Source organism: Sulfitobacter sp. 1A12056 (assembly GCF_043558125.1).
GTDB lineage: Bacteria > Pseudomonadota > Alphaproteobacteria > Rhodobacterales > Rhodobacteraceae > Sulfitobacter > Sulfitobacter faviae.
The window spans coordinates 38,617-65,612 of record NZ_JBIFFY010000008.1; the positions used below are offsets into that span (position 1 = coordinate 38,617).

Genomic DNA, 26,996 nt, shown 5'->3' on the forward strand with positions numbered 1-26,996 from the left:
TCACCATCTCTCCACCTTGAACAATGGGCGCGATGTATCACCCGTATCGATCGGGCGCAGCCCTTCGGTTGTCGAGACGGCCGAGTTCGTGCCCTTCAATGTCCCTTTTCTTTCACGGGTTCTGCGTTCGGCCTTCGTCAGGCCCCGGCTTTCAGCTTCGATCTGGCGTTGCTGTCGGATCAGCTCAGCCAGCACCAGCTCATTAGACCCGGACTTGCCAAGGGCACGGGCCTTCCTCATCGCTTCGCGATATTCCCAGAGCGAGACGGGCGGAATTTCCAGGTTTCTGTACCGCGCCTCAACATACCGGCCATCGTCCAGTTCGACCCAGATCATTGAGATATCGCGAGGATCGTAGCGAACGACCACCTTTCCATCCCCGCGCCCAATGTGGCCTGCAAGGGCATCGGACCAGTACCTTATCTGGAACAGATGGATGCCGTCACGCCTGATCTTGCGCAGTTCACTCGGCAGGAAGCTCACCTGAAAGGCTTCCATCTCGAAGGGGATGTCGCCTGTCATTTGCTCTGAGAGCGCCTCCCATTTGGCAACGGGCGTGCAGCCAAGACTTGAATGAATGCTGTTGTTGTAACGGCAGATTTCCAGAGCAAACCAGCGATCGAATTCGCTCAACGTCATCGTGGCCTTGCTTTCGGCGTCATAGTCGCCCTTTGCCGCGATCGAGGATTGCGTTGTTCCCGGCAACAGGTGAACGGCCCCCATCATGGTGCCGATCAACCGTTCGATGTGACCACCGAAGTGAGGACTTGCTGGCGGTCGATAGACCAGATCGATCCCCCAATCCGCACAGGCCGACCGAAAGGCGCGCGACCGGAAATCGCGACCGTTATCGACGTGGATGCTGTGCGGTTTGCCCTGTGCCGGCCAAGGAACATCGCACGCCAATTCCGCAAGAAGTTCCTCCTTGAGGGCCACCGCCTGTGTCAGGCAAAGCGCCACTGACAGACGCGAAGGTGCCTCGAGAGAGGTGTAATATCCGGTCACCATCCGCGTTGCGACGTCGATCGCCAGCGTGACCCAAGGCCGCCCAATTGGTTTGCGTTCAAAGCCGTCGACAAGAATGATGTCCGCCGGTGTATGATCAATTTGGACGATCTCCAGTGGCATACTGGCCTTGTTCTCACCTGTGACCGGCGCAAATTTCTGGCGGGCCGCCTTTGCGCCCTCTCGTGCCTTCGCAACTTCGCGGGCATCCATCGCATCCAGACGACGCTGAACCGTTCGCCGTGTCGGCGGTTGCAAGCCCTCCTGCCAGCAAGCGCTGCGGATTTCTGTCACGACGCGCGACAAGCTCGAACGCTCCCGGCGCAAGAAATAGCGGCGAAGGTGCTCCTCGATTACCGCTTCGACTTTGCTGGATATTAACATCGTCCCGGTCGGGCGGCCCCGTTTCCGCGGAGCCAGAGCGCTGGTGCGCCCACCCTCTTCCGCCAACCGTTTTATCCAACGCCAGACCGTCGCCCTGCTGACACCAAGCTCCCAAACGGCGTCATTGATGCCACGTTCCAGGCTGCCAGTCCCATTGAGATATGCCTGAACAAGAGGGCGCAGCACCGCGGCCCTGCGCGCCTCTTCAGCACCAACAGCAACGCAGTCTTCGCCATCATCATTCATCGATATTTGCCGCAAATGTCTGTGAACCCTGTCTCAGGTTTAAGGGCAAAAATATCAGAATTAAAGGCAAAATCTCATATTTAAGGGCAAAGCTCAGCCGTTGATTTCGTTGGATTTCCCATCTCACAATTAAGGGCTACGCGACACATGGATTTCGATGCGGATGTCGCGGCTGTAGTCATCGCCCAGAAGAGCCCTCACCCGCGCCTCGACCGCGCCGCCTGCGTCATGATCCGTATGCACAACCTCCGGCTCTTCGGTCAGGTTGAAACGGATCAATGGAGAGGTCGCGGCGCGAATGATCTGGGGGTGCAGCTCCGGAGGCGCGCCTTCGATCAGTTGTGCTACATTGGCGGCCCGTCCGGCGGCTTCCGCGCCGATCGCCGCCTGTACGGCGAGTGTTCTTTCGTCAACGAAGAACCAGAGGCTCACCGCCTGCGCCACGACGATAACACCCAGCACCAAGAGTGAGATCTGCGTGCGCAGTCTCCACGGGCGCGTTTTCACGAACTGACCTCGACATCGCAGGTCAGGCTGTAACCGCCGTTGCGCACGGTGGAGATGACACGGGGGCGCAATACGTCCGGTTCGATCTTGCGGCGCAGGCGGCTGATCTGATTGTCGATCGTCCGGTCAAGCGGTCCGGCCACGCGCCCCGCTGTCATTTCCAGCAGCTCATCGCGGCTCATGACGATACGCGGGCGTTCGAGCAGGATGGACAGGAGTTTCAGCTCACCGGAGGTTACCTGATTGCGGGTGCCGTCCGGGGCGGTCAGGGTCCGTCCGTCATAGTCCAGTTCGAGATGGGCGAACCGGATGCGCTTGCCCGCGAATGGGTCCTGCGGAGGGCTCTTCTCGCTGCGTCGCATGATGGCCCTGATCCGGGCCAACAACTCGCGCGGATTGAAGGGTTTGGAGAGATAATCATCCGCGCCGCCTTCCAGACCCTCGATGCGGTCGTCGTCCTCTCCGAGGGCGGTCAGCATCAGGACCGGTGTGCCGCACTCCTGACGCAATCTTTTGCACGCAGTCAGCCCGTCTTCGCCGGGCATCATCACATCGAGCACGATCAGATCGAAAGAATGTCTTGCGCGCTGAGCGTCCATCTCTGCGTCACTTTCGGCGACCGAGGTTCGCATGCCGTTCCGTTCGAGATAGCTTGAAACGGAATTGCGGATCTCGTCATGGTCGTCGACGACCAGAATGTGGGCAGGTTCGCTCATACCCGGTGTATATCAAACCGCCGGTGTAAATGTCCGCCCCCTCTTTGTAGCCAAATGTAACGGCAGTTTGACGCGTCGCGGGAGCAGGGGGGACAATAGGAGCCCTCAAGTCTGCGACAGCGCATGTTCCGGCGGTCTGCGGATCGCCAGCCGGTGCACCCCGGCGGATTGCTGTTCTTCCATGCGGGGCGGCGTCCCGGCGAAGAAGGTCGTGATTTCCTGATACCTGATCCGCGTATCCTCAAGCGCCTGATAGTATCGGAAAAGCTCCTTCAGTGGGGCCGAAAAGTCTTTGTGCGCGGCGAGGACCGCGACCAGTGCCCCAAGCGTGATCCGGCCTTCGATGACGAAATATCCGCCAAGTGAGTAGAACAGAAACGGTGTCAGCGCCGTCAGAAAGTTGTTGAGCGCCTTGATGAAGAACTTGAGACGAAAGATCCTTCTGCGTACCTGCTCCAGCGCCTTGAAACTAGCGCCCGCCGCCGACAGGCCGGACGAGGCGCCCTGTCGTTCGCGCAACTGCTCGCTCAGTTGCCTGCCAAGATCGCGGACCTCTTTGATCCGGATACGCGACAGGGTGTTCACCCGGCGCTGCAGCTTCGGGAGCAGAATAAGCTGAATGGGCAACACGGTCAGCGCGCGGCACCCAGGATCGGGTCCTGAATGAACATGAACAGCAGAATGGTGAAAAGCGTGCCACCCTGCAAAACCGGCAGGGTCAGGACTTCGGCCGCGAAGCCGCCGATGGGTTCCACTTCCTGTGCGAGTATTGGGACGATCTCGCTTTGCTCGGACGCCTCCGCATCCGAGCGCCACCGCCGATAGATCAGCAGCCTGAAGCGTCGGAGAAACCGCTCCGCCGTATAGCCCTTGAAGACGTTGAGCGTGTATTTGATGAGTCCGTTCAGGCTGATCGACAGCAAATACAGCCCGCAAAGCAGCAGCAGGAATATGACCTGATCCAAACTCTGGCCCAGAACCTCGACCGGGAAAGTCGCGGATTCCAGCGCATTGTTCACGATCTGCTTGGGCAGTTCCAAGGTCAGATACAGGATCGGAAGCGCGAGAAGGCTCAGCATGATCATCTGCGCCTGCTGCCGTCTGGTGTAGCGCAGGACCGAGCTGAACAACCCGGCATCAAGCCCCCTCACGTGGTTCATGCGCGCGACCGGTTTTGCCGGGCGGCTCCAGAGCCGCAGGATACCGCGCAGGACGAGATAGAGGGCGACGCCGATCAGCAATCCCGGCGCCAGGACCAGAATGAGGTGAATGAACGGATGAACCCAGTCCGGCGTCGTATCATTGTAATCGTATCCGAAGAGGGCGGAGACGTCATGTACGAGGACGTGATACCTGTCCATCAGCGACATTGGAGCGCGCTCAATATCCGGCGGGTGAGGCGAGGTGATCATGCACGATGATGCCCCCCCACATCCCGGCATCTCTGTGGCCGGGGACCAGACAGGCAAATTCCAGATTGGTCACGTCTGAAAACTTCCAGATCAGTTCCCCGGTTTCACCGCTGGGTATCGATATGAAGTTGGCGGCGTCATGGGTCATGTCCGGATGCTCCTGCATCCATTGCCGGTTTTCGGTGACTTCATCGAAGGAGCCGAGAAAGAAAGTGTGATCGAGTTTGCCGGAGTTCGTGACCCGAAAGCGGACAACCGCTCCGTTCTCGATGTGAAGCGCATCCGGATCAAAGAGCATGTAACCGCTTCCGGTCTCCCTGACCGTGATGTCGACCGTCCTGTCGGGCGTGGCATCGCCGGGGGGTTCTCCGATCGGGTCATGGTCCGGAAGGTCGTAGGCCCTCAGATGGGGTTGCTGGCTTTTGCCATCGGACGCATGCGCGGAAAGGGCGGACAAGATGAGCGCTGCCGCGAGGGTGCAAGTTTTGAACGATGTCTTCATGTGCTCAACGCCTCCGCAGTAGGGGAAATTCTAGAACCGGGTTTATTCGATCGATTGAAGCCGTGAGCCCAAGGGTTCAGCAAACGTCGGATCTGGGTACTACCGCCGCTGGCGCGGTACACCATCGTCGCAGACGGGCGCCCAACGGGGGAAAGAACGGGCGCGGTGTACGCCCGTTCTGGTATTAACGTTATCGCAAGGCGGTGCTCGCGATCCGCACTGACCGTTTAGTGAGTAACGGAGACTTCGCGGAACATGCCGGATTCGTAATGACCGGGGATCAGGCAAGCAGCTTCGAACGTGCCGTTATTTGCAAATGTCCAGATGATTTCGGCATCTTCGCCGGGCGCGAGCCGGATGCGGTTGGGCTCATTATGACCCATATTCATACCGCTCATATCCGCCATTTCGTTCTTGTGCGCGGCGTTCTTCTTTTGCGAGTCGAGAATGAACTCATGGTCCAACTCGCCCTCGTTGCGGACGACGAAACGGACGGTCTCGCCTTCTTTGAAATCCAGATCGCCGCCCTTGAACAGCATTTCGCCGTCGTCTGTTTCGACCATGTCGATCTCGACCGTGCGGTCCACCGCAGCGGCATCGCCGGGCATGCCGATCTTCATTTCTCCATGGGTGTCGCCGGACTTGTTTCCGTGAGCCGCTTCGCCGGCAAACCCCGGTGCCGCAAAGGAGGAAGCCAGTGCGATTGTCAGCAGTAGATGTTTCATCTGTTTAGTCCTTGGTTGCTTTTGGGTTCAGGTATTGGCCGGAGGACTCATCAGCCCTCCGGATTGCTCCCGCAGGAACAAATCTCAGAATTGAAGGCGTGTACCGATCACGACCGAGAACTCATCTGTATCCCCACCGGCCGCGCGGGTGATGTCCCGCGTGTCGCCGAACGAGGTCTCGTAGTTGACGCCGATATAGGGTGAGACCGCACGGTCGATGAGGTCGTAACTCAGCCGCGCACCGATCTCCATGACTGCGCCACCCGCACCCCGCCCCCGGGCGATGTCATCCTTCAGCGGCATATCGATCTCGATGTTCGGGGTCAGGATCAGACGGTTGGTAAGGAGCAGTTCGTATTCCGCCTCGAAACTGAAGAACGAATAGTCGGAGAGGTAGAGATCGGCGTCGATCTCGAACCACTGCGGCGCGAGCCCTTTTACCCCCACGACAGCCGCGTAGCGTTCCGGAACGCCCTCGGGTGTGCTGGCATAGGCTCCGACCACGCCGTTAAAGAAGGTCGAGATTGGAAACCGGAGACGTAGCTGGTTTTCGAGGCTTTCGAACTCATCGGACGAAAGACCGTATTCAGCTTCGCTGCGCCACACCAGCTTGAGCTCATCCGTGCCGATGAGGGCGTCGAAATCCCAGACAAGGACCTCTTCGTCATCCAGTGCGCGAATTTCCAACTGTTCCGCCTGCACGCCCCAGATCAGCTGTTCGGTCTGTTTGACGGGCTGAGCCTGCACGAGCGAGGCCCAAGGAAGGATGAGGCCGGCCAGTCCGGCGAGTTGACTGTATTTCATTACGTTCGTCCTTTGTATTTCCCGGCTCAAGCCGCGCGTCCCTTGACCACGACCTTGCGGAACATTCCCGCCCGCGCGTGGTAGCTGAGGTGACAGTGGAACGCCCATTGACCGGGGGCGTCGGCCTCGACTTCGATGTCCGTCGTGGCGGCGGGATTGATGTTCACGGTGTGCTTGATGGGATTGCGCGGACCGTGACCGGCATCGATGATCGACCACATCCCGTGCAGGTGCATCGGATGCGACATCATCGTTTCGTTGATGAACCGCATGCGCACCCGCTCGCCGTATCGGAGCGTGATCGGGGCGGCATCGTCGTATTTCACGTCGTTGATCGACCAGATGTAGCGCTCCATGTTACCGGTCAGCCGCAACACGATGGTGCGTGAGGGTGCGCGGTGACGGTAACGAGGGCTGGCGGCGCGCAGGTCTGCGTAGGACAGGAACTTGCCGCCGTTGTACGCGACAGGCGTCAGTCCGCTGCCCGGGACATAGAACGGATCGCCGCCATCAGACATTGCCATTCCGCTCATACTGTCCATGCCGCTCATACCGTCCATTGCGGGCTTCTGCATCTGGGCATGGTTCATGCCTGACATCGGTGCCTTTTTCTTCTGCTGCATCTGCGTGTGGTCCATGCCGTCCATCGCAGGCTTTTGCATCTGCGTATGGTCCATCCCAGCCATCGAAGTCTTTTTCTTCGGCTTTTCCTCTGACGGGGTCATCGCAGGCATCGGGGGCTGCTGGCTGGATTGCATGTTTGAATGGTCCATGCCTGTCATGTCGGTGTGGTTCATTCCGGTCATGTTCTGCATGACGTGGTCGCCCATACCCATGCCCATATCCATACCCATACCGCCCATCATGCCGCTCATGTCGGCCATGGTGAGCAAGGGCTTGGGTCTGAGACGGGGCACGGCACCGGCATAGCCCTCTCTGGGTGACAGGGTGCCCCGAACAAGCCCGTTGCGGCCCATGGATTCCGCAATAATGCTATAGACCTTGTTCTGCGTAGGCTGGACGATGACATCATAGGTCTCGGCAACCGCGACCCGCAGTTCATCCACGGCGACAGGCTCCACATCGTTGCCGTCAGCCTGCACGACGACCATTTTCAGTCCCGGTATCCGCATGTCGAAGTAGGTCATCGCGGAGGAGTTGATGATCCGAAGGCGGACCTTCTCACCGGGCCGGAACAAACCGGTCCAGTTTTGCGACGTGCTGCGACCGTTGATCAGCGAGGTAAATCCCTGCACGTCTTCGACGTCGCTCGGCAGCATGCGCATGCGCCCCCACATGCGGCGCTCTTTCAGCGTCGCCTTGAGACCGTCCATGCGGGCGTCCCGGATCAGGTCCTGAAAAGTGCGCTGCGAACGGTTGTAGTAGTCGGACTGCATCTTGAGGTTCCGCAAGATGCGGTTGCCCGGATGGGGATGTTTGTCGGCCAGCTGAACGACATAGTCGCGGTGCGCTGGTATGCGTTCCCTGCCGCGCGGCTCGATCACGATCGCACCGTAGGCGCCATCCGGCTCCTGAAGGCCTGAATGGCTGTGGAACCAATAGGTCCCGGCCTGCTGGATCGGGAAGCGATAGGTAAAGGTCTGACCGGGGGCGATGCCGTTGAAGCTGATCCCCGGAACGCCGTCCTGACGGAAGGGCACGATAAGTCCATGCCAGTGGATCGAGGTGCTTTCGCTGAGGTTGTTGGTCACGTTTATCGTAACCTCCTCACCTTCCTTGAAGCGCAGGATCGTCGGAATCTGGCTGCGGTTGTAGCCCACGCCCATCTTCTGAAAATCGCCCGTGTTGATGCGCACCGGGTCGACTGTGATATTGTAGGTTCCCTGAGAGGTCACCTGCGTGGAGCCATGCGCGCTCAACGCTTTGGGCATCGCAAAAGCCGCAGCCGCAGCCAAGCCGAACTGACGCCGCGACAACCCCTTCGCCAGCTCTTCAGAGGTACTGAGCGCCGTATCCCAGAGGGCCAGCTGCTTTCTATTGAAGAATTGCATTCGTTTTCCTTGTATTAGTCTGTCTGAAAGGTGCCGCAGCGCGCGTGCTCAAGGGTTCGACGGCGTTTTGGAGGTCAGTCGCACCCGGCTCGGCACAGTTCGCTTCGAACACGGCACGTGCCGGGGGGCGTTTACGCGCGGTTCTGCCTTGCAACTTGCGAGGGTCAGCGCGGGGCCTGTTTCGAGTTCTGAATTTGTCGGATCCATGATTCACGTGCCCTCCGTGGAACTGGAGGTTTTATCGCCGGAACGCCTGCAAAGGATCAAGAATACATATGGTTACATATGGGGTTAGGGTGTGCTGACCGTCGGTAGGGTGGGTGGTTGCTGATGTGATTTGCTTTGGTTCGGGAAGGGCGAAGGGGCGCCTACGCAGTTGCCCGAAGGTTCGCGAACGCGCTTGATGTAGATCATCTCTCGCTTGCTATGCCCGGTTTCCAGAGATGATCGGCGAAAGACAGGCTCATCCAAGAATTGATCAACAACTCATCTGGAGATAGCGATCAGACGTTGATAGAGGCTATCGCGGACCTGGTTCGGAGGACTTTACTCGCTGCAGCAATACATCCCTGAAATAACCTGCGTGCAGCGTCAGAAAGCGAGATCGTGTGCCAATCAGACATGCTTGTGTTTTTCTGAGATTTATTAATGCAGCGGATTGCAAAAACTCTCGCTGTGCGCTCTGAGGCTACAGCCTTTCCAAGCTTCGCCCTTGTAAGCCAGTTCATTCGGAATATCCGCTAAATGCAAGTGTTTGGGACGGAACTCATACCAAGCCGTAGAACTCCACAGCGCTGCGAACGCTGCAACTTTTCCTAGTTTAAAGACAGCAAGGTGCTCAATATGACCCGAATAGTGATAATCAACCATTACGGTTCAACCACAGGCACCGGTATGGGCGGACGGCATCACTATTTCGCCCGGGAGTTAGCGCGCAAGGGCCATACAGTAACATTAGTCGCCGCTCGATCACATCACCTGATCCGCGACGATATCGATTCAGGGTGTTGTCACGTTAACTCGCCGAATTTGCAAGTTGGCAAGCTGTTCGTTGATCAAGCGGCCTGTGCCGCGGATTTCCACGCCTCGAATGCTTCGAGCCGATGGTAGCGGATGGTGAGCGCAGAGCGGCGGCGGGCTGGGACAGAGAAACTATTGCGGGTTGCAGACTTCATAGATACGAAGCGTTGTAATCCACCCGGCGATCGGAAGCCTTGCATCACCCGCTCTCGTTTTCGGAAGGGCAAGTGGCTGTTTTCTGCGCGGTTATTGAGTCCCTTGTGTGACCAATGATCAAGGCCAGGCGCGACCTCGCGCTTTGCGGCACCATAGGAGCGCAGCTTGTCCGTAATGATCCTTTTTGGCACGAAGCCCCAACGTTTCATCAGCTTGACCAAAAGCCGCTTTGCGGCGCGCTTGTCTCGTCTCGATTGGAGAATTTCCTCAAGAACAAAGCCGTGTTGGTCGACCGCGCGCCAGAGCCAGTATGACCGACCCGCGATCTTCACAACGACTTCGTCCAGATGCCAGACATCGCCGGGGCGCGGCTGCCGTCGCTGTAGAACGTGGGCGATCAGGGGGCCGAACTTGACGCTCCAGCGCCGGATTGTCTCATACGAAACGTCGACGCCACGTTCCAGCATCAGCTCTTCGACCTCGCGCAGGCTCAAGTTGAACCGGACGTAAAGCCAGACAATATGAGCGATGATCTGAGGCGGAAACCGGTGGCGTTTGTAGCTGATCTTTTGTGTCTGCATCGACACCGCCTACGCCCAGATCAATGAACCAGCAACCTCAGGACCGTGAATGTGACAACACCTCTTCTTCCTTCTCTCAATTGCTAAGCGTTCAACTAAGTCATCCGCATTTGGTTTCAATTTCCAGCGCTGGAAGGTTGGAGGCCGCGGTTGCGATTGAAATGTTCAATGAAGAAAAAAGCTTCTATTGGCCTTCCTGCTACGAACGCGGACTTCGTCGCGTTATTCTCGCAGCGGGATGGCTTCACAAACGACATTGTATCCGTTTGTAAAGTTGACCAACCGGGAGATGCAGCCATAGAGGTGCTTCGGATTTCGATCTCGGGACAAGGGTGGAAGCGAGCCAAAAGATGATGCGAACCACGTTGCGCCTATTCTTCCTTCTCATGGCTTGCCTTTGGGCCTCCATGGGCTTTGCTGCATCGAGCGATACCTACGAGAATTCAACAATCACGGCCCGGCTCATCTCCGTTGAAAATGGGGTCGCGGAAACCTCCAGAACCCTTTCCCTTGGCCTGGATGTCGAGCTGGCCGAGGGCTGGAAAGCCTATTGGCGTTCGCCCGGCGAGGTGGGTCTGCCGCCTGAAATTTCATGGGATGGATCGGAAAATCTGGTGAGCGCACAGATGCTCTGGCCCGCGCCTGAGCGCTTCACGGCATTCGGCATCGAGAATTTTGGCTACAAGACCCGTGTCGTCCTGCCCATTCAGGCAGTTCTCGAAACTGCGGGCCAGTCCGCAACATTGCAGGCGCGTGTTTCATTGCTGGCGTGCTCGACTGTCTGTGTGCCGCATGATTTCGATCTCGCACTGACAATTCCGGCGGGCACCGGGATTGACGCGAAGGCGGCGGGCCTGATTTCGGAGTATGCCCAGCGGGTGCCGCTTGGTCCCGAAGAGAGCGACATCATTGTCGAAACGGCGGTGATCGCGGATGATGCGCTTTATGTGACGGCGCGCAGTGCGAATGCCTTTGTGAAGCCGGATATCTTTCCGGAACTGGGGCCGGAATTCACCTTTGGCAAACCGGACATCCGAACCGATGATGCGGGAACAGCCCTTTGGGCCAAGCTGCCTCTTCTCGCGCAAGGGGAGGATCCGCCGCCCCTGCAACTGACTTTGACCGATGGATCACGCGCGGTGACAGCGCAGCCCGCTTGGTCAGACCGCATCCCGGGTGCACCATTCGAGGTTATGGCGAACCTGCCGGATCTGACGCAAATCCTGGCGATTGCGGCCTTTGCCTTTCTTGGCGGTCTGATCCTGAATGTCATGCCCTGTGTTCTGCCTGTCCTGTCCATCAAGCTGACATCGGTTCTCAATCATGGAAACAAGCCAGCGCACGAGGTCCGGAATGGGTTCCTGATGTCGGCGCTTGGCGTTCTGGTGTTCATGTGGGCCCTCGCCGCAATCATTCTGGTTCTGCAATCCGTCGGCGTCACCGTTGGGTGGGGCCTGCAATTCCAAAGCCCTGTTTTCCTGACCGTCATGTTTCTGGTGCTTGCCGTGTTCTCTGCCAATCTGTTCGGGGTGTTCGAAGTTTCATTGCCCTCCGGGTTGCAGTCACGGCTGGCCAGATCAAGCGGTCGCGACGGGTATGGCGGAGATTTTGCAACAGGCGCCTTCGCGGCGGTGCTGGCCACGCCCTGCTCGGCCCCGTTTTTGGGGACAGCGGTTGCCTTTGCCCTGTCCGGGCGCCCGATTGATGTCATTCTCGTTTTCACGGCTCTGGGGCTTGGGCTCTCCCTGCCCTATCTGGTTCTGGCGGGGAAGCCTGGTCTGGTCCGGTTGTTGCCCAGGCCGGGACGTTGGATGGTTGTCGTCAAATGGGTGCTTGCCGGTCTTCTGGCCGGGACCGCGATCTGGCTGCTCTGGGTACTGATAGGGGTGGCGGGTGGCCGGGTGGCCATGACCGTGCTGCTTATGACGAGCCTTTTCATTCTTCTCGCAACAATACGTTTGCCGGGCAGATTGACGCGCCCGACAGCGCTGGTGGTGGTTGCTGTTCTCAGCCTTCTGGTGCCGACGGCGCTGACAATCCCGCCGCAGACGAGAGCGGTGGGCCAGGACTGGGTCGCGTTCGATCGCTCCGAGATACCGAAACTGGTGTCGCAGGGAAAAACCGTCTTTGTCGACGTGACCGCAGACTGGTGCCTGACGTGCAAGGCCAACAAGACGCTGGTGCTGGACCGTGCGCCCGTGGTCGACCAACTGCGGGGTGATAATGTCGTTGCGATGCGGGCAGACTGGACTAGGTCCAGCACTGACATTTCCCGGTATCTGGAAAGCCACAACAGGTTTGGCATCCCGTTCAACATCGTCTACGGGCCAAACGCGCCAGACGGGATCATCCTGTCCGAGGTTCTGACGTCCGAAGCCGTTCTCGACGCGCTGAGCAGGGCTGCACTTGGCGACCCTGTGACCGCTTTGAAAACGGATGGTTAGGCCTAAAAGAGGCCCATCGCACGCGCCGACATCCAGACGCCCATGAATATCATCATCAGGTTTTCGGTCAGGGACACGAAACCCAGCGGCACGTTTGAACCGCCGCCCACGCAGGCGCACTTGATCTCGCGCTTATCGATGTAGACGGCCTTGAAAACTGAAGCCGCTCCGACCGTACCGATGAACAGTGCAACAGGCGCGCTGATCCAGACCAAGGCACCGGCGACCATGAGAATACCGGCAAGTGCTTCGCCGAAGGGATAGACATAGCCATAGCGCACCCATTTCTGGGCAAGCAGATCGTAGTTCAGAAACATCGTGGAAAACGTCTCGACGTCCTGCAGTTTTTGAACAGCAAGAAAGCTCATCGAGATCGCGATGAACCACTCGAATGCCCGCAGCGTCAGGATCGAACCGTAAAACGCCCAACTGAGACCAAGCGCCATAAGGAATGCGACCGCGAATATCGCAATGACGGGTTGATAAGTCGTCTCGTCGTCATCCTTTACGTCCTGGCCGAAAAATTCCCTCAGCGCGTCATAGCCACCAATTCTTTCATTGCCGATAAAGGTCTGCGGAGTCGTTTCGACACCGTGTTCTTCCATGAAAGCATCCGTTTCCTCGCGGGTGTTCAGAGGCCGGTCCTCAATCGAATACCCCTCCCGCTCAAGCAGGTCCTTCGATTTTCAGCCCATAGGGACAAACATGCTCCTCCATCACCATTCGGTACAAAACCGCCGTCTTCGGGGTGGATTTTGCCTCTCTCGTCATGACGCGTTCCTTTAAATCCTTTAACCGTTGCAGGTCCAATACCCGGTAAATCCGACAGTCAGAGGCGTCTCTCCCGTCAATTCAAACAGCAGGGTGGCGTCTTCACCGTCCGCGTCACCCGGCGCCAGCGTGAATTGGCCACCATCGGCAGACAGGACGCCACCGGACGTCACTGTGTCTTGCGACGTGAAGTTGACCAGCGATCCGGATATCTTGGCGACGCCGTTCCCCGCCCCGTCCGTGACCAGAATGGGATCGGCGTTCACGGCGCGAATGAAACGGCATTGTCCGTCGGACCCCAGTGCGCGTGTTATTTCTTCGGCTTTGAGCGGTGCAGGACGGATTCCGGCAATCACCGGGGTTGCAATCGCTTCTTGAAGCCCCTCCATTTCAGCCGGACCGTCCGCTTCACCAAGTGGCCATTCAGGACCGGCTTCGCCATTTGCCTCAATGTCATCTATGAGGAAACGCATTTCGGAAATTTCGCGGTTTTGCGCCGTCACAATTTCCGAAGCCAGCGCCTCGACCCTTGGATCTGTCAGCTCGGCCCGTTCGCTTGTCATGATCGCAATGGAGTGGTGCGGAATCATCGCGCTCATCCAGCTTTCGTCCTGAATGGTCTCCTGGCTTCTCACGAGCCAGAGCGCGCCGGCGAACATCACGACAGACCCGAGAATGATCGCGGCGTTGACGCCCTTGTTCTTGTACATGTTCAACATGAAAAGGAGCATCACGGTCGCCATCGTCGCGCCCATGATGAACGTCATGTAAAATCGGGTTTCGCTCCAGTAGACATGTTCGAAGGAGTACGAGTTGATGTACATCAGGCCGAACATGATCGCAGTCGATGTGCCGACCATCGCCAGAAACCGGCCATAGGATGAACCTGAATGGCCTCCCGAATGTGCTGCACCTTCACTTGAACGGGTATCGGACCCGCCACGAGATTTCCCGATCGCATCTTCAGACATCTGATCTCTCCATCATGGATTCTATTTGTGGAGGAACAACATTCCAGCGCTGGAGGGTTTCAAGACGATATATCGAAACGGCATGAAACCCCATAAATGTCTGGCCCAGGCATCGTGCGTTACGGGTCTTTGGCCAGATCTTTCAGGATTGGACAATCGGGGCGGTGATCGCCCTGGCAGGCGTCAACGAGGTGAGCCAGGGTCTCTCGCATCGACTTGAGCTGGGCGATTTTTTCGTCAACGGCGGCCAGATGCTCTTGAGCGACAGCCTTGACCTGTGCACTTTCCCGCGTCTCATCTTCATAGAGATCAAGCAGCGTGCGGCAGTCTTCGATCGAGAACCCGAACGTCCTGGCGCGACCGAGAAATGCGAGCTTGTGGATGTCGCTGTCGCGAAAGGCGCGATAGCCGTTGTCGCTGCGCAAAGGCCGGACAAGGCCGATGTCTTCGTAGTAGCGGATTGTCTTCGCTGGCAAACCCGCGCGTTCTGATACTTCTCCGATGTTCACACCTGTCTCCTATTCTGCGGGCTGCGTTGCGAATTTCGTCTCCGCGTCGTGGGGCGGATCCTGTTCCGACATCGTCGCCTTGATCCGTCGCAGCCGCAGCGCGTTGGTCAGAACCGACACGGAGGACAGCGCCATGGCCCCGGCGGCAAACACCGGCGACAGGAGCAATCCAAAGGCCGGGTAAAGCGCGCCCGCCGCCACAGGGATCAGCGCGACGTTATAGCCAAAGGCCCAGATAAGGTTCTGCCGTATGTTGCGCATGGTCTTGCGCGACACGTCGATGGCATTCACCACGCCGCGCAGGTCGCCCGACATCAACACCACGTCGGCGCTTTCGATTGCGACATCCGTGCCGGTTCCGATGGCGATGCCGACATCGGCATGGGCCAGCGCTGGCGCGTCGTTGATGCCGTCTCCGACAAAGGCGATCTTGCTGTTCCCTTGCCGCAATTCGTCCAGGGCGGCGACTTTTCCATCCGGCAACACCCCTGCAATGACATGGTCGATCCCGACCTCGCGGGCGATGGCATCTGCCGTGGCCTTCTTGTCTCCGGTGATCATCGCGACCTTGATCCCTCGATCATGCAGAGCTGCGATCACTTCGGCGCTGGAGGATTTGACCGGGTCTGCCACGGCAATCACGGCCGCCAGGGATCCGTCCACCGCAGCATAAAGCGCGGTGCGTCCCTTTTCGGCCAAGGCCCTTTCGCGGTCTTCCAGCGGGCTGGTGTCAATGCCCTGCTGCACCATGAAGCGATCCGCACCGACATGAACCTTGCGGCCCTGGACAAGCGCCTCGACACCGTAGCCGGTCACGGACCGGAATTCCGTCGCATCGGGCCAGGACAGGCCTTCGCTCTTTGCGGACTGCACAATGGCCTCTGCCACCGGGTGCTCAGACTGCGCCTCGACAGATGCGATGAGGGCGAGTGTCTCTGCCCGGTCAAAGCCGTCGGCCGTGATGAGGTCTGTCAAACTGGGTTGCCCTTGCGTGACCGTCCCGGTCTTGTCCAATGCGACAACGCCAACTTCATCCAGATGTTGCAGCGCATCTCCCTTGCGGAAGAACACCCCCATCTCAGCCGCGCGTCCTGTCCCCACCATGATCGAGGTGGGCGTGGCCAACCCCATGGCGCAGGGGCACGCAATGATCAGAACGGAGACACCCGCCACAAGCGCAAAGGTCAGAGCCGGATCGGGACCGACCAGCAGCCAGACAACCACAGTCGCAAGCGCCAGAACCAGAACGGCAGGCACGAACCACATGGTCACGCGATCCACTAGGCCTTGGATCGGCAGCTTGGCCCCCTGAGCATCTTCGACCATGCGGATAATCTGCGCCAGCGTGGTATCCGCCCCGACTCGCGTCGCCGTTATGGTCAGGCTCCCGGTGCCGTTCACCGTGCCGCCGGTCACCGGTTCGCCAGCAGCCTTTGGCACGGCGAGGGGTTCACCGGTGATCATGCTTTCATCGACGTTGCTTGATCCTTCTGTGACCTCGCCATCGACAGGCAGCCTTTCACCGGGACGCACGAGGATCTGATCGCCGATCCGCAGTTCCTTGATGTCAACCTCGGTCGCCTGCCCGTCACGCAGGACCCTGGCTGTCTTTGCCTGCAGACCAAGAAGGGCCTGAATGGCTGCACCGGTCTTGCCCTTGGCCCGCGCTTCAAGCCAGCGACCCAACAAGATCAGAACGACAATAACCGCCGCTGCTTCGAAATAGACGGCGCGCACACCGTCAGGCAGCACCTGAGGCAGGAAGGTCGCGACTACGGAATAAGTCCACGCCGCCCCGGTTCCCAGTGCGACAAGGCTGTTCATATCCGGGGCACGCTTGATCAACGCCGGAATGCCCTTCGCAAAGAACCCCCAACCCGGTCCGAAAAGAACCACCGTGGCAAGCGCGAATTGGATCAGCCATGACGTTTGAATGCCGATTGTGCTCTCAATCAGGCCCTCAAAGCCGGGTATGGTATGTTTTCCCATTTCCAGAACGAACACCGGCACGGTCAGGATCGCGGCAAGGATGACACGGCGCGCCAGCGCGTCGGCTTCTTCTGCCTTGCGGTCCGATCGGTCCTCGTGCGCATCGCTCTGCGCAATCTCGGCCGGGTACCCCGCCTCCGTACTGATCCGGGCAATCTTTTCCGGGGTGATGGCATCTGGCAGATACTCTACCACAGCCGTTTCGGTTGCCAGATTGACCGCCGCATTCAATACGCCGGGTGTCCGTACAAGCGCCTTTTCAACCCGACCGACACAGGACGCGCAGGACATGGCGTCTACGTTCAATGTTACGCGCCCCGTCCGTGCCGGGTATCCGGCGTTCGAGAGGGCCGTGACCGCCACGCCCGTGGTGGCCGGATTATCCATCTGAAATTGAGCCGTTTCGTTCACAAGGTTGACACTGACGTTCGAAAGGCCCGGAACCTCGTTCAAAGCCTTCTCAACCCTGCCCACACAAGACGCACAGTTCATGCCGGAAACGGATAGACGTATCGTATTGGGGTCGGTCATGAGGGCCTCCTCGGTTGAACTTACCCTGATATAGGGCTTCCAGTTGCTGGAAGCTCAAGAGAGTATCTAATTTTTTTTGATATTTGCTTGACCTTCCTCCCGATGGAACGACCAAGTCTGAGGTTGTACCAAAAATGGAGGCCTTCATGATTTTTTCCGTCCCGAAAATGAGCTGTGGACACTGCACATCCGCTATAGAAAGCGGCATCAAGGCAAAGGATCCATCAGCCGTTGTCACGGCCGATCTGGACCTTCGCCTTGTCACTGTCCAAAGCACATTGGAACAGGCGACCGTGCGGCAAGCCATCGCTGACGCTGGCTACGACGCTTCAGCCGCGTAGGATTGTCCTTATTCGGCGGCCCGTGCCTGATCGACAAGCTCGATCATCTGGTCCGCCTGGATCAGGCCCGGCGCAAGACTGTCGCCGATCACAAATGAAGGTGTGCCACTGAACCCCAGAGATTGCGCAAGCCGCATGGAAGTCTGTATGTGTTCTTCGATTTCCGGTCCGTTCATGTCGCGACGCAACTGTGCAACATCGAGGCCGATGTCTTCCGCAGTGCGGAGAATCGATGCTTCCTCTGCGCGTTCCTTCAGTTGCATCATGGCCCAATGAAACTCTTCATATTTGCCCTGGTTTCGGGACGCCAGCGCCGCGCGGGCGGCAAAAACCGACCCGTCCCCCAGAATGGGCCATTCCCGGTAAACGACCCTGACGTTGGGATCAGCAGCGAGCAGGGCCTCCATTTCAGGTTTAACCCGGCGGCAATAGGGGCAGTTGTAGTCGAAGAATTCGACAACCGTGATATCGCCATCCGGATTGCCCAGAACGGGCGCATTGGGATCATTTTCAAGCGTGGCTTTTTCCGTATCGAAAACCTGCGCTGCGGCTTGCGCCTGCAACGCCTGCTGTTGCTGTTCGAACAACTGCGCGGCCTCGAACACGATGCCCGGATTCTCGCGGATGGCTTCCAGCACCAGTTCCTTGATCCGGTCTTCGTCCATGCCGTCTGCAATCGCAGCGATCGGAAGCATTAACAGTGCGGTGGTAGCCAAGAATCTTTTCATTATCCGTCTCCTTGTGAGGCAATATCCTGGGCCGTGCGCTCGGCTTGCGTGGCGCGTTCACGCTCCGGCCATGTTGACTTGATGTATGCGAGGATGTCCCAGATTTCCCCGTCGCTCAGTTGGTCGCCGAAACCGGGCATGCCGCTGTTGAAGTCAACGCCTTGCGCCGCGAGAACCTCGGCGCCCCCCAGCTTGGTGTAGGCGAACAGCATGCTGTCCGCGTGGTGCCAAGTGTGGCCGCTTGCATCATGCGGCGGTGCGGGCAGGCTTCCGTCATCACGCGGACTGCGCCAGTTTTCTTCACCTTCCAGATTTGCGCCATGGCACGCGGCGCAATTTTCGGCATAGAGGACTTCGCCCGCGGCCACATCGGCTGAGGAGTTGATGAGGTTTTCCGCCGTATGGTCGGTTCCGCCGGACCGGGTCCACAGGAATATGGTAGCCACCGCAACGGTAACTACGCCCAACGCAAGATAGACGGATCGCGGGGTCATCCAACGACGATCTTGGTCATCATGCCCGAAGCCGCATGCGACAGCATGTGGCAATGTAGCAGCCATTGGCCCGGGTTGTCCGCCACAAAGGCAATCTCGCGCGTCTGACCCCGTTCAAGAAGGGTCGTGTCACGCAGCGGTCCGAGGGTGCCGTTTTCGGCGACCTCGTGGAAGTGAATGCCATGCAGGTGCATCGCGTGCGGAAACGCCGTGTCGTTCACGATCTTCAATCGTACATTCTGGCCGCGGTCCAGCCGCGCAAGGGGATCACCGTTGATCCCGTCCACTTTGCCGTTGAACGACCAGAAATACCCGGCCTCGACGATCTCGCCGATCGGCTTGAGTTCGCCCCCAAGGGAAGCGGACCTCATCCGCCCCATGGCACCGCCTTCCATACTCAGGCTGAGCATCGTGGCTTCACTCAAGTCGACCATCCTGTGGTCGTTCGGCGGCAAGGCCAAAGGCGCGTCTCGACGATTTTTCGAGCCCCACTCAACGACCTCGAATGTAACCTGGCTGAAGGCCTCTTCCCGGCCGAACTGAAGAATATGAGCCGTTTCACCAACATCCGCGACCACATCGACGATCAGGTCGATCCGTTGAGCCGGAGCGAGGATCATCGGCTCCGTCACCTTAATGGGTGCAGCCAGGGGCATGCCGTCCAAAGCAACCGCCCAACCGTCAAGGCCTTCCAGCCCCAGTTGGAAATTGCGCGCATTGGCAGCATTGATCAGCCGCAAGCGCAGTCTTTCGTTCTTGCGTGCACTCAGGCCCAGATTGAAGGTTCCATTGGTCGTCAGCAGGTTGCCGATGCGCCCTGCGTGGCTGAGATCATGAGGCGCTCCGAAGTCGTCTTTGATCTGCGCGGTTTCGGGGTCAATAAGCCAATCATCCAGGATCAGGACTTCCTCGCGATCAATGTCGAGAGGCTCGGCCTCTTCCACGATCAGTGCACCGTAAAGCCCTCTGCCCACCTGCTCAAACGACCTATTATGGGCATGGTACCAATAGGTCCCGGCATCCGGGACAGTAAAGTCATAGTCGAATGTTTCCTCCGGCTGGACCACATCCTGTGTCAGGCCGGAAACGCCATCCATCGCATTGTCGATGCGGATGCCGTGCCAATGCGTCGACGTTCCCTGAGAAAACCGGTTGACCAATCTGCGCTGGACACGCCCCCCCTGCGCCACGCGAATCTCCGGACCGGGTGAGCCGCCGTCAAAGCACCAAAGCGATGTCTTGCCATAGTTGCCGGGCAGCAGCTGCACGTCGCTTTGCTGGGCTGTCAGGGTCGCGAATGGCGTGCCCGCAAATCCAGTGCTGGCCGACAGACCACTGAACGCAGCAGATGTTGCCAGAAATTGGCGGCGATTGAGCGTGATCATTCGTGGGTTCCCAAGATTATGATTTGTTGTCCAGCAGGTAGGTGGCCATCGCATTCAGGTCTGCGTCGCTCAGAAAGCCCGTGCCATAGCGCACGACTTCGGCCATTGATCCACCAAATACGTCGCCAGACGGCGTTATGCCAGATCGCAATGCATAAGCCATATCGTCTGTTGTCCAGCCTTCGGACACAAGATCGCGCGTCCGGATCGAAGGTGCTTTGCCACCTCCCGGCAAGGCGTCGTTGCCGGAAAACCTCTTCGATACTATGCGTGCGCCTGCAAAGTTCCGCGTTGTGTGGCAGGCAGCACAATGTGCCGCCCCGTTGACCAGCAGCTTGCCCCTGTTCCAAGCATCGCTTCGGTCCGCCTCTGGTGCGGTGTCAGGCTTTGTCAGAAAAGCCGCCCGCCAAAGTTTCATCCCCCATCGCTGATCGAACGGAAAAGGCACCTCATGGGACGGGGTCGGCACATTCACGGCTGGCACGGTCTGGAACGCGGCCCACAGATCGGCAATGTCCTGATCCGTGTAATTTGCATAAAACGGGTAGGTGAAGGTGGGATAATAGGGGTCTCCGTCCGGGGAAATTCCCTGCCTTACCGCTTTTGCAAACTCTTCTACTGTCCAGCCGCCAATCCCGAATTCGACATCGGTGGTCAGATTTGGCGGATAGAATGTCCCGAAATCGGTCCGGAGTGGCGCTCCTCCTGCCAATGGCGCCCCGCCAGCTTCAAAGTTGGTGTGGCACGCAATGCATCCACTGGCGCGCGCCAGATACGACCCCCGCTGGGCATCGCCTTGCAGGGTCAGGTCCGAGACTGGCGCACCGATCGGCCAGGCTATCGTTGCCGCGACAACGCCGATGCCGCCGACGACCCCCGCACCGATGATCCAACGCCACCACCGCATCTGATCACTTGTCCTCTTTGCGGAACTTCTGGTGGCAGGCCGAACAGGTCTGGGCGACCATCGCGAACGCACGGTCGGTCGGCATGTCCGCAAACATCTCGGTCGTCATGGGAAGGTCCGATCCCATCATGCCCCCTCCCATTGCAGGCGCGGACCCGCCACCCATCATCCCGTCAGTGGCGCCGCCCATCATTGATTCGCTACCGTTGCCCTGTGCTGCGGCCAACCCATTGCCTGCGCTCAACTTCAATCCTTCGGCGGCTGTTCTCAACTCTTGCGCAAGGGCCGCGAACTCTTCGCTGTTTTCCCAGACCGACGGCAACGCCTTGGACACTCCGCCACCCGAGCCTTCAGGAAACAGTCGCGTCATTTGCTCACCGGCATGGCCGATCATCGCGCCAGCTTCCCTGCGGACGACATCGGCGTCATAAGGTACCTGACCCCGCATCATGGGTGATAGCGTCTTGAGTGTTTTGGCCATCGCGGACATGCCCTGCATCCGCTCCAGCACCACGCCGGTTGCTCCGGAATGCGCCAAGGCAGCAACGCCGGTCGTCCCGATCGCAATGGCAGTAATCCATATCTTCATGTTCAAGTTGGTCATTCCTGTCAATTGATCCCGTTGGCGCGCTGAAGTTCCCGCACATATGCAACAACCATCTTCACATCGCCGGGCGTGACGCCTTCAACTGGCGGCATATTGCCAAACTTCCAATGGTGCGCTCTGACACCTTGTTTCGCGGCAAGCAAAAAAGCGGCGTCACCGTGATGGCTCGGTTCATAGATCTTGTGGACAAGCGGCGGTGCCACGCCATTCTGTCCGGCAGCATTCGCACCGTGACAAGCGGCGCAAGCGCCATCGAAAACACGCTTTCCCAATCGGGCATTTGCTGAGAATTCAGCAGGCACAACCACGTCTGCAATCGGCGCGCCCTCTTCCGTCTGCGAAAGATCAGGCGTTGTCATTGTGTGGCCGGGCATCGAAGACGATGGCTGCAATTGCTGCCAGATCACAACCGCGCCACCGACGACAAAAAACGCCGCAATCAGGATGCCGGACTTCGACATCAGATTAATCGTACCTGCGTGCCGACCGGTGTCCTTTCGAACACCTCGATGATTTGCTCGTTGTAGAGACCGATACACCCGCTTGAAGAGCGTCTTCCGATCTTGCGCGTATCATGGGTGCCGTGAATCCTGTAGTACGTCCAACTCAGGTGCAGGGCACGGACGCCCAACGGGTTATCCGGCCCGGGCGGCATATAGGCTGGCAAAGACGGGTCACGTTCGCGCATGGAGGGTGTAGGGGTCCAGTCAGGTTCGGGGTCCTTGAACGTGACTGTCGTGTAGCCGCGCTTTGTCAGCTCGTCAGACAAGGGAACCGATGTCGGATAAATGCGCATTTCGCCATCGGCCGTCCAGTGTTGCATCACGCGGGTAACGGTGTCTGCGATGATGATACCCTTGTCCAAAGCGTCAAAGTGGTCTTGCCAAGCGTGTGTACGAAACGATGAGATATTCCTTCGGACACTGGTTTGATCCACCTGCGCACGCAGGATGGACGGGGCCGCGAAAGCTGCCGATGCGGCACCTGCCGTGAATGCTCGACGCGTTACACGTGTTTGCTTGCGGGTCATCATATGGCCTCATGTTGTTGTCTGCCTATCCACTAGACTACCCGCCTGGTCGCATTTCATGAACAGTCCGGGGCCTGATATTATGTAACGATATGTATCCCGGCCAACGGACACGTCTTCGCGCTGCTGCCTCAAACCTCGATGGGTTTCAGGACAACACGCGTGTCGAGCGGGACCTTCTCATAGAGTTCGATGATCTGATTATTGGTAAGCCTTGCACAGCCGTTTGAGACACGTCGACCAATCGTCTTCGGATCCGTTGTGCCGTGAATTCTCAGGTAGGTGTCCCCACGCCCTGGCTGGTAAAGATACAAGGCGCGGGCACCGAGTGGATTGTTCAGCCCACCGGGCACACCGCCCGCAAAACGAAGATATCGGTCAGGATCTCTGGCTATCATGGCGGGTGTGGGCGTCCACCGCGGCCACTTTTGCTTGCGCGCGACATAGAACTCGCCGGATTCATAGAGCCCCTCCCGGCCAATTCCGACGGTATACCTGATTGCCCGATTGTTCGGCAAAGTCCAAAATAAAGCGAACTGGTTCGGATCGACATGTATTTCTCCCGGTTTGTCTGCCTCGGTGAACGGAACCTGGCGCGGCAACTGCTCCGGGGGCACCACAGATGGCCCGACGCGCCGGTCGTGCTCTGCGTCACTATGCGCGAATGCTGTTTTTCCACTCACCGAAAGAGCTGCAACAGAAGTCAGGAAATATCTTCGTTTCATATACTTGCCTCACTAAACTAGTCGGGTTTGAGGTGACGAACAACCCGCGCCATATGTGGCGAGCCTTCCTCTTTCGGGGCTGACTCGGCGCTTTGTTTGACGGGCAGCGTGATTTCAGCGCGCAGACCCCCATCAGTGCGGTTTTTCAGTTCGATAGAACCACCGTGCTCAAGGATGATGCTGCGCGCAATCGACAGCCCCAGGCCATGACCGCCGGTATCCTGTGATCGCGACGTCTCGAGCCTGACATAGGGTCCGAAAACAGCCTCCAGCTGATTGTCGGGAATACCGGGCCCCTGATCGTCGATGGCGACCACTACCTCACTGCCCATGCGTTGCCACGAAACCCTGGCCTCACTCCCGTAGCGGATCGCGTTCTCAATCAGGTTTCTCAACGCGCGCCCCATCGCGCTTGGTTTCACGGATACGATGAGTGGACCTTGGCTGGTCACCTGAACCTTGTCCAAGCCCATACCAGTGATCAGATCGTGCAAATCAACCGATTGGACCTCTTCATGCTGTCCGACGCCCTTCGCGAAATCGAGGGTCGCATCGACCATCCGTTGCATCTCTTCACTTGACGCCACCAAGGACGTGCGCGTGTCTTCGTCGTCCACCATTTCGGCCCGCACCCTAAGCGCCGTCAAAGGCGAGCGCAGATCATGCGCAAGCGCTGCAAGCATCTGGGTCCGGTCACTGACAAATCGCGTCAGGCGATCCTGCATGATGTTGAATGATCGGGTCAGATCCCGAACTTCCTTCGGCCCTACGACCGGCAGATCGCCCTTGGCGGCGCCGCGACCCAGACGTTCGGACGCAGTCGCGAGATCGTTGAGTGGTCCGGTCAATCGGGACAGGAGAAACCAGAAACTTGCAACCAGCAGAAGTCCCGCAGTCAGTGCAAAGGATATGTTGGACGCCAGCGACCTTTGCAGAGGCGGCCGTTCGAACCGCGTCTCGATGTTGAGCCAATTCCCACCGGACAGCGCAATGGACAGCTCCATCTCGATGGCCGCAAGGCTGCCCTGCATCATTTCGGCGTGCATTTGCGCCATTTCCGGTGACAGGTTCGGAAGGGGCAGCAGACCTCCCTCGATTTCATGAACCTCAACCCGGATATCCCGGCTGTAGCTTTCCTGAAGCAGTGCCCGTATCCGCGCTTCGACCGCTCCACCGTCATCGTGTTGTCCGTGTGCAACCGACGGCTCGTCTGTAAGGTCGAACCGTACGAGCGGAGACGTTGCCGCGCGGACGATCTGGGCATGCAATTCCGGGGGTGCGCCTTCAATCAACTGTGCGACATTTGCGGCCCTTCCGGCGGCTTCGGCACCGATGGCGGCCTGAATGGCTAACGAGCGTTCATCAACGAAAAACCAAAGACTCAGAGCTTGCGCGAGGATCAAGACACCGAGGACCAGAAGGGCAATCTGTGCACGCAACGTCCGCGGAAGCAGCTTCATTCGCAAATCTCGACATCGCAGGAAAGACTATACCCCCCATGCCGGACAGTCGCGATGATCTTCGGGCGCAAAACGTCCTCTTCCATCTTCCGGCGCAACCGGCTCACCTGATTGTCGATGGTTCGGTCCAATGGACCGGCGACCCGGCCGGTGCTCAATTTGAGCAGCTCGTCGCGGCCAATGACCGTCCTTGGCCTTTGCAGGAACAGGGTCAGGAGTTTGAGTTCACCGGATGTAAGTTGCGTACGCGAACCGCCTTGGTCAATCAGTGTGCGGCCATCGAAATCCAGCTTTAGGTGTGCAAACTTCAACGTTTTCCCCGCAAAACCATTCGGTTTTGGGATCAGCTGCGTCCGACGCAATATCGCGTTGATCCGCGCCACCAGTTCCTTGGGATTAAACGGCTTGGCGAGATAATCGTCTGCCCCGCCATCCAGACCCGCGATGCGGTCTTCGTCGTCACCCAATGCGGTCAGCATCAGGATCGGAATATGCCCTTCCTTGCGCAATCGCCTGCACGCGGACAGCCCGTCTTCCCCCGGCATCATCACATCGAGGACAATCAGATCGAAATGCGCTTCCGCCAGCCTTGCGTCCATCTCAACTGCATTTTCCGCCGCTGAAGCACGCATGCCGTTGCGTTCCAGATAACTGGTGACGGATTTCCGAATCTCTGAATGGTCATCGACGACAAGGATGCGTGGCAGATCGCTCATGCCGCCAACATAGTCATTTTCACCAAGGGACGCCCATCCCGTGTTTGTAGCCAAATGTAACAGCGCGGGCAGTCGACTTCGGGATACCGAGCAACTATTTAAGGAAGAACATCGAGGAGTTTTAAGTGAACCGACGTGAATTTGGCCTTACGGCACTCAGCCTGGCCTTGGCCGGGCCTGCTTTGTCGCAAACCGCCGCACCCACGTTGCAGGTGACAAAGACACCGACCTGCGGCTGCTGCGGCGCTTGGGTAAATGAGATGATCGCTGCCGGTTTCAAGGCATCGGTCGAGGACGTGGATTACGACACGCTTCAGGTTCTGAAGCAGAAACACGGCATCGCGCCGGAACTGGCAGGATGTCACACTACGTCCGTGGGCGGATATTTCGTCGAGGGTCACGTGCCTGCGGCTGACATCGGGCGGTTGCTGAGCGAAAAACCTGTCGCGCGCGGACTGACAGCACCGGGAATGCCCATGGGTTCGCCCGGCATGGGCCCCCAAGGTGATCCCTATGATGTGCTGCTTGTACTGATGGATGGGTCGACGCAAGTCTTCGCAACCCACGGCTGACGTGTTTGCCCGCGATACGTTCCGACAAAGTTTTTCGCCGACCTTACCATTCGGCAGATTTTGTTGGAACGTATCCGTTCTGAGCTTGGCAAGCATATTGCCGTTCCTGCTTGTCTACATCCTCGCAACGCCTGGTTTTGCGACGCTGCTGCTGACGAATGGGACCGCGCTCTCGCGCTTCCTCCGGCAGGTCTTTACCAATGGGTTTGTGGTCGTTTTCCTCGTGAATTACTTGGGGTTCGTTTCCGCATCGGTCGCGCTGAAGCAGTACCAGCATCGGCCGATTGTTTACCTGGTTTTAGATGGCCTGCTGCGGAGTGTCGCATTCATTGGGGTTCACATTGCCGTCTATGTGATGTCGGCCGATCTGTTCGGCTCGTTCAACGGCAGCCGTGCAACAGCTTTGAGCGTGGTCGGACCAACGCTCGAGCGGTCGTTCATGTTTGGGAACATCTCGGGCGTATATCTCTATGCCCTGGCGCCCGGCACCTTCATCGCGCTTCTGGTGGTTCTGACAGAACCTTCTGGCGAGGCATCGAAGCCTACCATGTTCAGGACAATGAGCATGGCCTTGCTGTTCAGCCTGACCCCGATCCCCCTCGTCACATTCCTGTCCTATGCGTTGGATCTGGCAACCTGACGGGCCAACTTGGTCAACGACCCGCAGGCTGTCATCTGATCAAATTGTATCCGAATGTACCCTTGACCTTGCCTCACTGGAATGTCGCAGAAGAACACGAGCATAT

At 58.4% G+C, this 26,996-nt stretch carries 26 protein-coding genes and 2 pseudogenes; 4 read left to right on the top strand and 24 right to left on the bottom strand.

From position 1 onward, the window contains the following. From ACGYLD_RS14330 to ACGYLD_RS14375, 10 genes and pseudogenes are all read right to left on the bottom strand, one after another. The gene (locus ACGYLD_RS14330) at positions 1–1,635 is read right to left on the bottom strand and encodes a Mu transposase C-terminal domain-containing protein (RefSeq protein WP_028288640.1); all 1,635 of its coding nucleotides are present in this window, start codon (positions 1,633–1,635) and stop codon (positions 1–3) included. 147 nt (positions 1,636–1,782) lie between these two features. Beyond that, positions 1,783–2,142 (bottom strand): annotated as a pseudogene (locus ACGYLD_RS14335) (two-component sensor histidine kinase); the annotation flags it as partial. Next, positions 2,139–2,858 (bottom strand): response regulator, encoded by a 720-nt coding sequence (locus tag ACGYLD_RS14340; RefSeq protein ID WP_394402939.1) that lies wholly within the window; start codon positions 2,856–2,858, stop codon positions 2,139–2,141. The pseudogene ACGYLD_RS14335 and the gene ACGYLD_RS14340, both read right to left, overlap by 4 nt. Before the next feature lie 105 nt (positions 2,859–2,963). Next, the gene (locus ACGYLD_RS14345; RefSeq protein WP_394402941.1) at positions 2,964–3,485 is read right to left on the bottom strand and encodes a hypothetical protein; all 522 of its coding nucleotides are present in this window, start codon (positions 3,483–3,485) and stop codon (positions 2,964–2,966) included. A gap of 5 nt (positions 3,486–3,490) precedes the next feature. Continuing rightward, positions 3,491–4,228, bottom strand: coding sequence for a hypothetical protein (locus ACGYLD_RS14350; protein ID WP_394402943.1), 738 nt, complete (start codon positions 4,226–4,228; stop codon positions 3,491–3,493). Positions 4,229–4,238: 10 nt separating this feature from the next. Next, the gene (locus ACGYLD_RS14355; RefSeq protein ID WP_394402945.1) at positions 4,239–4,772 is read right to left on the bottom strand and encodes a copper oxidase; all 534 of its coding nucleotides are present in this window, start codon (positions 4,770–4,772) and stop codon (positions 4,239–4,241) included. Positions 4,773–4,999: 227 nt separating this feature from the next. Continuing rightward, entirely contained in the window at positions 5,000–5,497 is a 498-nt protein-coding gene (locus tag ACGYLD_RS14360) for a plastocyanin/azurin family copper-binding protein (protein ID WP_009827247.1), read from the bottom strand. A gap of 84 nt (positions 5,498–5,581) precedes the next feature. Continuing rightward, entirely contained in the window at positions 5,582–6,301 is a 720-nt protein-coding gene (locus ACGYLD_RS14365; protein WP_065335300.1) for a copper resistance protein B, read from the bottom strand. A gap of 26 nt (positions 6,302–6,327) precedes the next feature. Beyond that, positions 6,328–8,313, bottom strand: coding sequence for a multicopper oxidase domain-containing protein (locus ACGYLD_RS14370; RefSeq protein ID WP_009827245.1), 1,986 nt, complete (start codon positions 8,311–8,313; stop codon positions 6,328–6,330). Positions 8,314–9,368: 1,055 nt separating this feature from the next. Then, complete coding sequence (locus ACGYLD_RS14375; RefSeq protein WP_065331824.1) at positions 9,369–10,070, bottom strand: IS6 family transposase; 702 nt, start codon at positions 10,068–10,070, stop codon at positions 9,369–9,371. Positions 10,071–10,477: 407 nt separating this feature from the next. On the opposite strand from ACGYLD_RS14375, the gene ACGYLD_RS14380 reads away from it, so the two are divergent. Next, on the top strand, positions 10,478–12,514 hold the full coding sequence (locus ACGYLD_RS14380; protein WP_394402947.1) for a protein-disulfide reductase DsbD family protein: 2,037 nt from the start codon (positions 10,478–10,480) through the stop codon (positions 12,512–12,514). A 2-nt stretch (positions 12,515–12,516) separates the two neighbouring features. Here ACGYLD_RS14380 and ACGYLD_RS14385 read toward each other — a convergent pair. The 4 genes and pseudogenes from ACGYLD_RS14385 to ACGYLD_RS14400 all read right to left on the bottom strand — a co-directional run bounded on the left by ACGYLD_RS14385 (position 12,517) and on the right by ACGYLD_RS14400 (position 17,285). Further along, positions 12,517–13,237, bottom strand: a pseudogene (locus tag ACGYLD_RS14385) (MauE/DoxX family redox-associated membrane protein). A 68-nt stretch (positions 13,238–13,305) separates the two neighbouring features. Beyond that, positions 13,306–14,256: a DUF305 domain-containing protein gene (locus tag ACGYLD_RS14390; protein WP_050686576.1), complete on the bottom strand. Its 951-nt coding sequence runs from the start codon at positions 14,254–14,256 to the stop codon at positions 13,306–13,308. A gap of 119 nt (positions 14,257–14,375) precedes the next feature. Then, positions 14,376–14,765: a Cu(I)-responsive transcriptional regulator gene (gene cueR / locus ACGYLD_RS14395; RefSeq protein ID WP_005619161.1), complete on the bottom strand. Its 390-nt coding sequence runs from the start codon at positions 14,763–14,765 to the stop codon at positions 14,376–14,378. 9 nt (positions 14,766–14,774) lie between these two features. Then, a complete protein-coding gene (locus ACGYLD_RS14400; protein WP_043847201.1) occupies positions 14,775–17,285 on the bottom strand; it encodes a heavy metal translocating P-type ATPase in 2,511 nt (836 codons plus the stop codon). Between the two features lie 146 nt (positions 17,286–17,431). Between ACGYLD_RS14400 and ACGYLD_RS14405 the strand changes: the two genes are divergently transcribed. Beyond that, positions 17,432–17,626, top strand: a complete 195-nt coding sequence (locus ACGYLD_RS14405; protein WP_043847225.1) for a heavy-metal-associated domain-containing protein — start codon at positions 17,432–17,434, stop codon at positions 17,624–17,626. A gap of 8 nt (positions 17,627–17,634) precedes the next feature. Here ACGYLD_RS14405 and ACGYLD_RS14410 read toward each other — a convergent pair whose 3' ends face one another. From ACGYLD_RS14410 to ACGYLD_RS14455, 10 genes are all read right to left on the bottom strand, one after another. Then, positions 17,635–18,354, bottom strand: coding sequence for a DsbA family protein (locus ACGYLD_RS14410; RefSeq protein WP_043847202.1), 720 nt, complete (start codon positions 18,352–18,354; stop codon positions 17,635–17,637). Then, positions 18,354–18,848, bottom strand: coding sequence for a cytochrome c (locus ACGYLD_RS14415; RefSeq protein ID WP_005619169.1), 495 nt, complete (start codon positions 18,846–18,848; stop codon positions 18,354–18,356). The genes ACGYLD_RS14410 and ACGYLD_RS14415 overlap by 1 nt, the downstream gene beginning before the upstream one ends. Further along, complete coding sequence (locus ACGYLD_RS14420; protein ID WP_050686572.1) at positions 18,845–20,233, bottom strand: multicopper oxidase family protein; 1,389 nt, start codon at positions 20,231–20,233, stop codon at positions 18,845–18,847. Before ACGYLD_RS14420 ends, ACGYLD_RS14415 begins: the two co-directional genes overlap by 4 nt. Positions 20,234–20,249: 16 nt before the next feature. After that, positions 20,250–21,140, bottom strand: a complete 891-nt coding sequence (locus tag ACGYLD_RS14425; protein ID WP_009824485.1) for a cytochrome c — start codon at positions 21,138–21,140, stop codon at positions 20,250–20,252. Positions 21,141–21,144: 4 nt separating this feature from the next. Then, positions 21,145–21,729, bottom strand: a complete 585-nt coding sequence (locus ACGYLD_RS14430) for a cytochrome c (RefSeq protein ID WP_037953571.1) — start codon at positions 21,727–21,729, stop codon at positions 21,145–21,147. 20 nt (positions 21,730–21,749) lie between these two features. Continuing rightward, the gene (locus ACGYLD_RS14435) at positions 21,750–22,208 is read right to left on the bottom strand and encodes a c-type cytochrome (RefSeq protein WP_394402950.1); all 459 of its coding nucleotides are present in this window, start codon (positions 22,206–22,208) and stop codon (positions 21,750–21,752) included. Then, positions 22,208–22,780, bottom strand: a complete 573-nt coding sequence (locus ACGYLD_RS14440) for a L,D-transpeptidase (RefSeq protein WP_043847205.1) — start codon at positions 22,778–22,780, stop codon at positions 22,208–22,210. Before ACGYLD_RS14440 ends, ACGYLD_RS14435 begins: the two co-directional genes overlap by 1 nt. 128 nt (positions 22,781–22,908) lie before the next feature. Then, a complete protein-coding gene (locus tag ACGYLD_RS14445) occupies positions 22,909–23,502 on the bottom strand; it encodes a L,D-transpeptidase (protein ID WP_005619183.1) in 594 nt (197 codons plus the stop codon). 17 nt (positions 23,503–23,519) lie between these two features. After that, positions 23,520–24,962: an ATP-binding protein gene (locus ACGYLD_RS14450; RefSeq protein ID WP_050672446.1), complete on the bottom strand. Its 1,443-nt coding sequence runs from the start codon at positions 24,960–24,962 to the stop codon at positions 23,520–23,522. Beyond that, on the bottom strand, positions 24,959–25,678 hold the full coding sequence (locus ACGYLD_RS14455) for a response regulator (protein ID WP_050672447.1): 720 nt from the start codon (positions 25,676–25,678) through the stop codon (positions 24,959–24,961). Before ACGYLD_RS14455 ends, ACGYLD_RS14450 begins: the two co-directional genes overlap by 4 nt. A gap of 125 nt (positions 25,679–25,803) precedes the next feature. Here ACGYLD_RS14455 and ACGYLD_RS14460 point away from each other — a divergent pair, with 125 nt between their 5' ends. Together ACGYLD_RS14460 and ACGYLD_RS14465 are read left to right on the top strand one after the other, a co-directional pair. Next, complete coding sequence (locus ACGYLD_RS14460; RefSeq protein WP_043847208.1) at positions 25,804–26,250, top strand: DUF411 domain-containing protein; 447 nt, start codon at positions 25,804–25,806, stop codon at positions 26,248–26,250. Between the two features lie 97 nt (positions 26,251–26,347). After that, positions 26,348–26,890 (top strand): hypothetical protein, encoded by a 543-nt coding sequence (locus ACGYLD_RS14465; RefSeq protein ID WP_050672448.1) that lies wholly within the window; start codon positions 26,348–26,350, stop codon positions 26,888–26,890. The last annotated feature ends 106 nt before the right edge of the window (positions 26,891–26,996 follow it).

Coding starts and splice junctions, on each gene's coding strand:
- ACGYLD_RS14435 (WP_394402950.1), bottom strand. CDS start 22,208: ATGTCGAAGTCCGGCATCCTGATTGCGGCGTTTTTTGTCGTCGGTGGC.
- ACGYLD_RS14355 (WP_394402945.1), bottom strand. CDS start 4,772: ATGAAGACATCGTTCAAAACTTGCACCCTCGCGGCAGCGCTCATCTTG.
- ACGYLD_RS14445 (WP_005619183.1), bottom strand. CDS start 23,502: ATGAAACGAAGATATTTCCTGACTTCTGTTGCAGCTCTTTCGGTGAGT.
- ACGYLD_RS14410 (WP_043847202.1), bottom strand. CDS start 18,354: ATGAAAAGATTCTTGGCTACCACCGCACTGTTAATGCTTCCGATCGCT.
- ACGYLD_RS14425 (WP_009824485.1), bottom strand. CDS start 21,140: ATGCGGTGGTGGCGTTGGATCATCGGTGCGGGGGTCGTCGGCGGCATC.
- ACGYLD_RS14405 (WP_043847225.1), top strand. CDS start 17,432: ATGATTTTTTCCGTCCCGAAAATGAGCTGTGGACACTGCACATCCGCT.
- ACGYLD_RS14390 (WP_050686576.1), bottom strand. CDS start 14,256: ATGTCTGAAGATGCGATCGGGAAATCTCGTGGCGGGTCCGATACCCGT.
- ACGYLD_RS14400 (WP_043847201.1), bottom strand. CDS start 17,285: ATGACCGACCCCAATACGATACGTCTATCCGTTTCCGGCATGAACTGT.
- ACGYLD_RS14375 (WP_065331824.1), bottom strand. CDS start 10,070: ATGCAGACACAAAAGATCAGCTACAAACGCCACCGGTTTCCGCCTCAG.
- ACGYLD_RS14450 (WP_050672446.1), bottom strand. CDS start 24,962: ATGAAGCTGCTTCCGCGGACGTTGCGTGCACAGATTGCCCTTCTGGTC.
- ACGYLD_RS14340 (WP_394402939.1), bottom strand. CDS start 2,858: ATGAGCGAACCTGCCCACATTCTGGTCGTCGACGACCATGACGAGATC.
- ACGYLD_RS14440 (WP_043847205.1), bottom strand. CDS start 22,780: ATGATGACCCGCAAGCAAACACGTGTAACGCGTCGAGCATTCACGGCA.
- ACGYLD_RS14350 (WP_394402943.1), bottom strand. CDS start 4,228: ATGTCGCTGATGGACAGGTATCACGTCCTCGTACATGACGTCTCCGCC.
- ACGYLD_RS14365 (WP_065335300.1), bottom strand. CDS start 6,301: ATGAAATACAGTCAACTCGCCGGACTGGCCGGCCTCATCCTTCCTTGG.
- ACGYLD_RS14420 (WP_050686572.1), bottom strand. CDS start 20,233: ATGATCACGCTCAATCGCCGCCAATTTCTGGCAACATCTGCTGCGTTC.
- ACGYLD_RS14330 (WP_028288640.1), bottom strand. CDS start 1,635: ATGAATGATGATGGCGAAGACTGCGTTGCTGTTGGTGCTGAAGAGGCG.
- ACGYLD_RS14370 (WP_009827245.1), bottom strand. CDS start 8,313: ATGCAATTCTTCAATAGAAAGCAGCTGGCCCTCTGGGATACGGCGCTC.
- ACGYLD_RS14415 (WP_005619169.1), bottom strand. CDS start 18,848: ATGACCCCGCGATCCGTCTATCTTGCGTTGGGCGTAGTTACCGTTGCG.
- ACGYLD_RS14360 (WP_009827247.1), bottom strand. CDS start 5,497: ATGAAACATCTACTGCTGACAATCGCACTGGCTTCCTCCTTTGCGGCA.
- ACGYLD_RS14430 (WP_037953571.1), bottom strand. CDS start 21,729: ATGAAGATATGGATTACTGCCATTGCGATCGGGACGACCGGCGTTGCT.
- ACGYLD_RS14455 (WP_050672447.1), bottom strand. CDS start 25,678: ATGAGCGATCTGCCACGCATCCTTGTCGTCGATGACCATTCAGAGATT.
- ACGYLD_RS14380 (WP_394402947.1), top strand. CDS start 10,478: ATGGGCTTTGCTGCATCGAGCGATACCTACGAGAATTCAACAATCACG.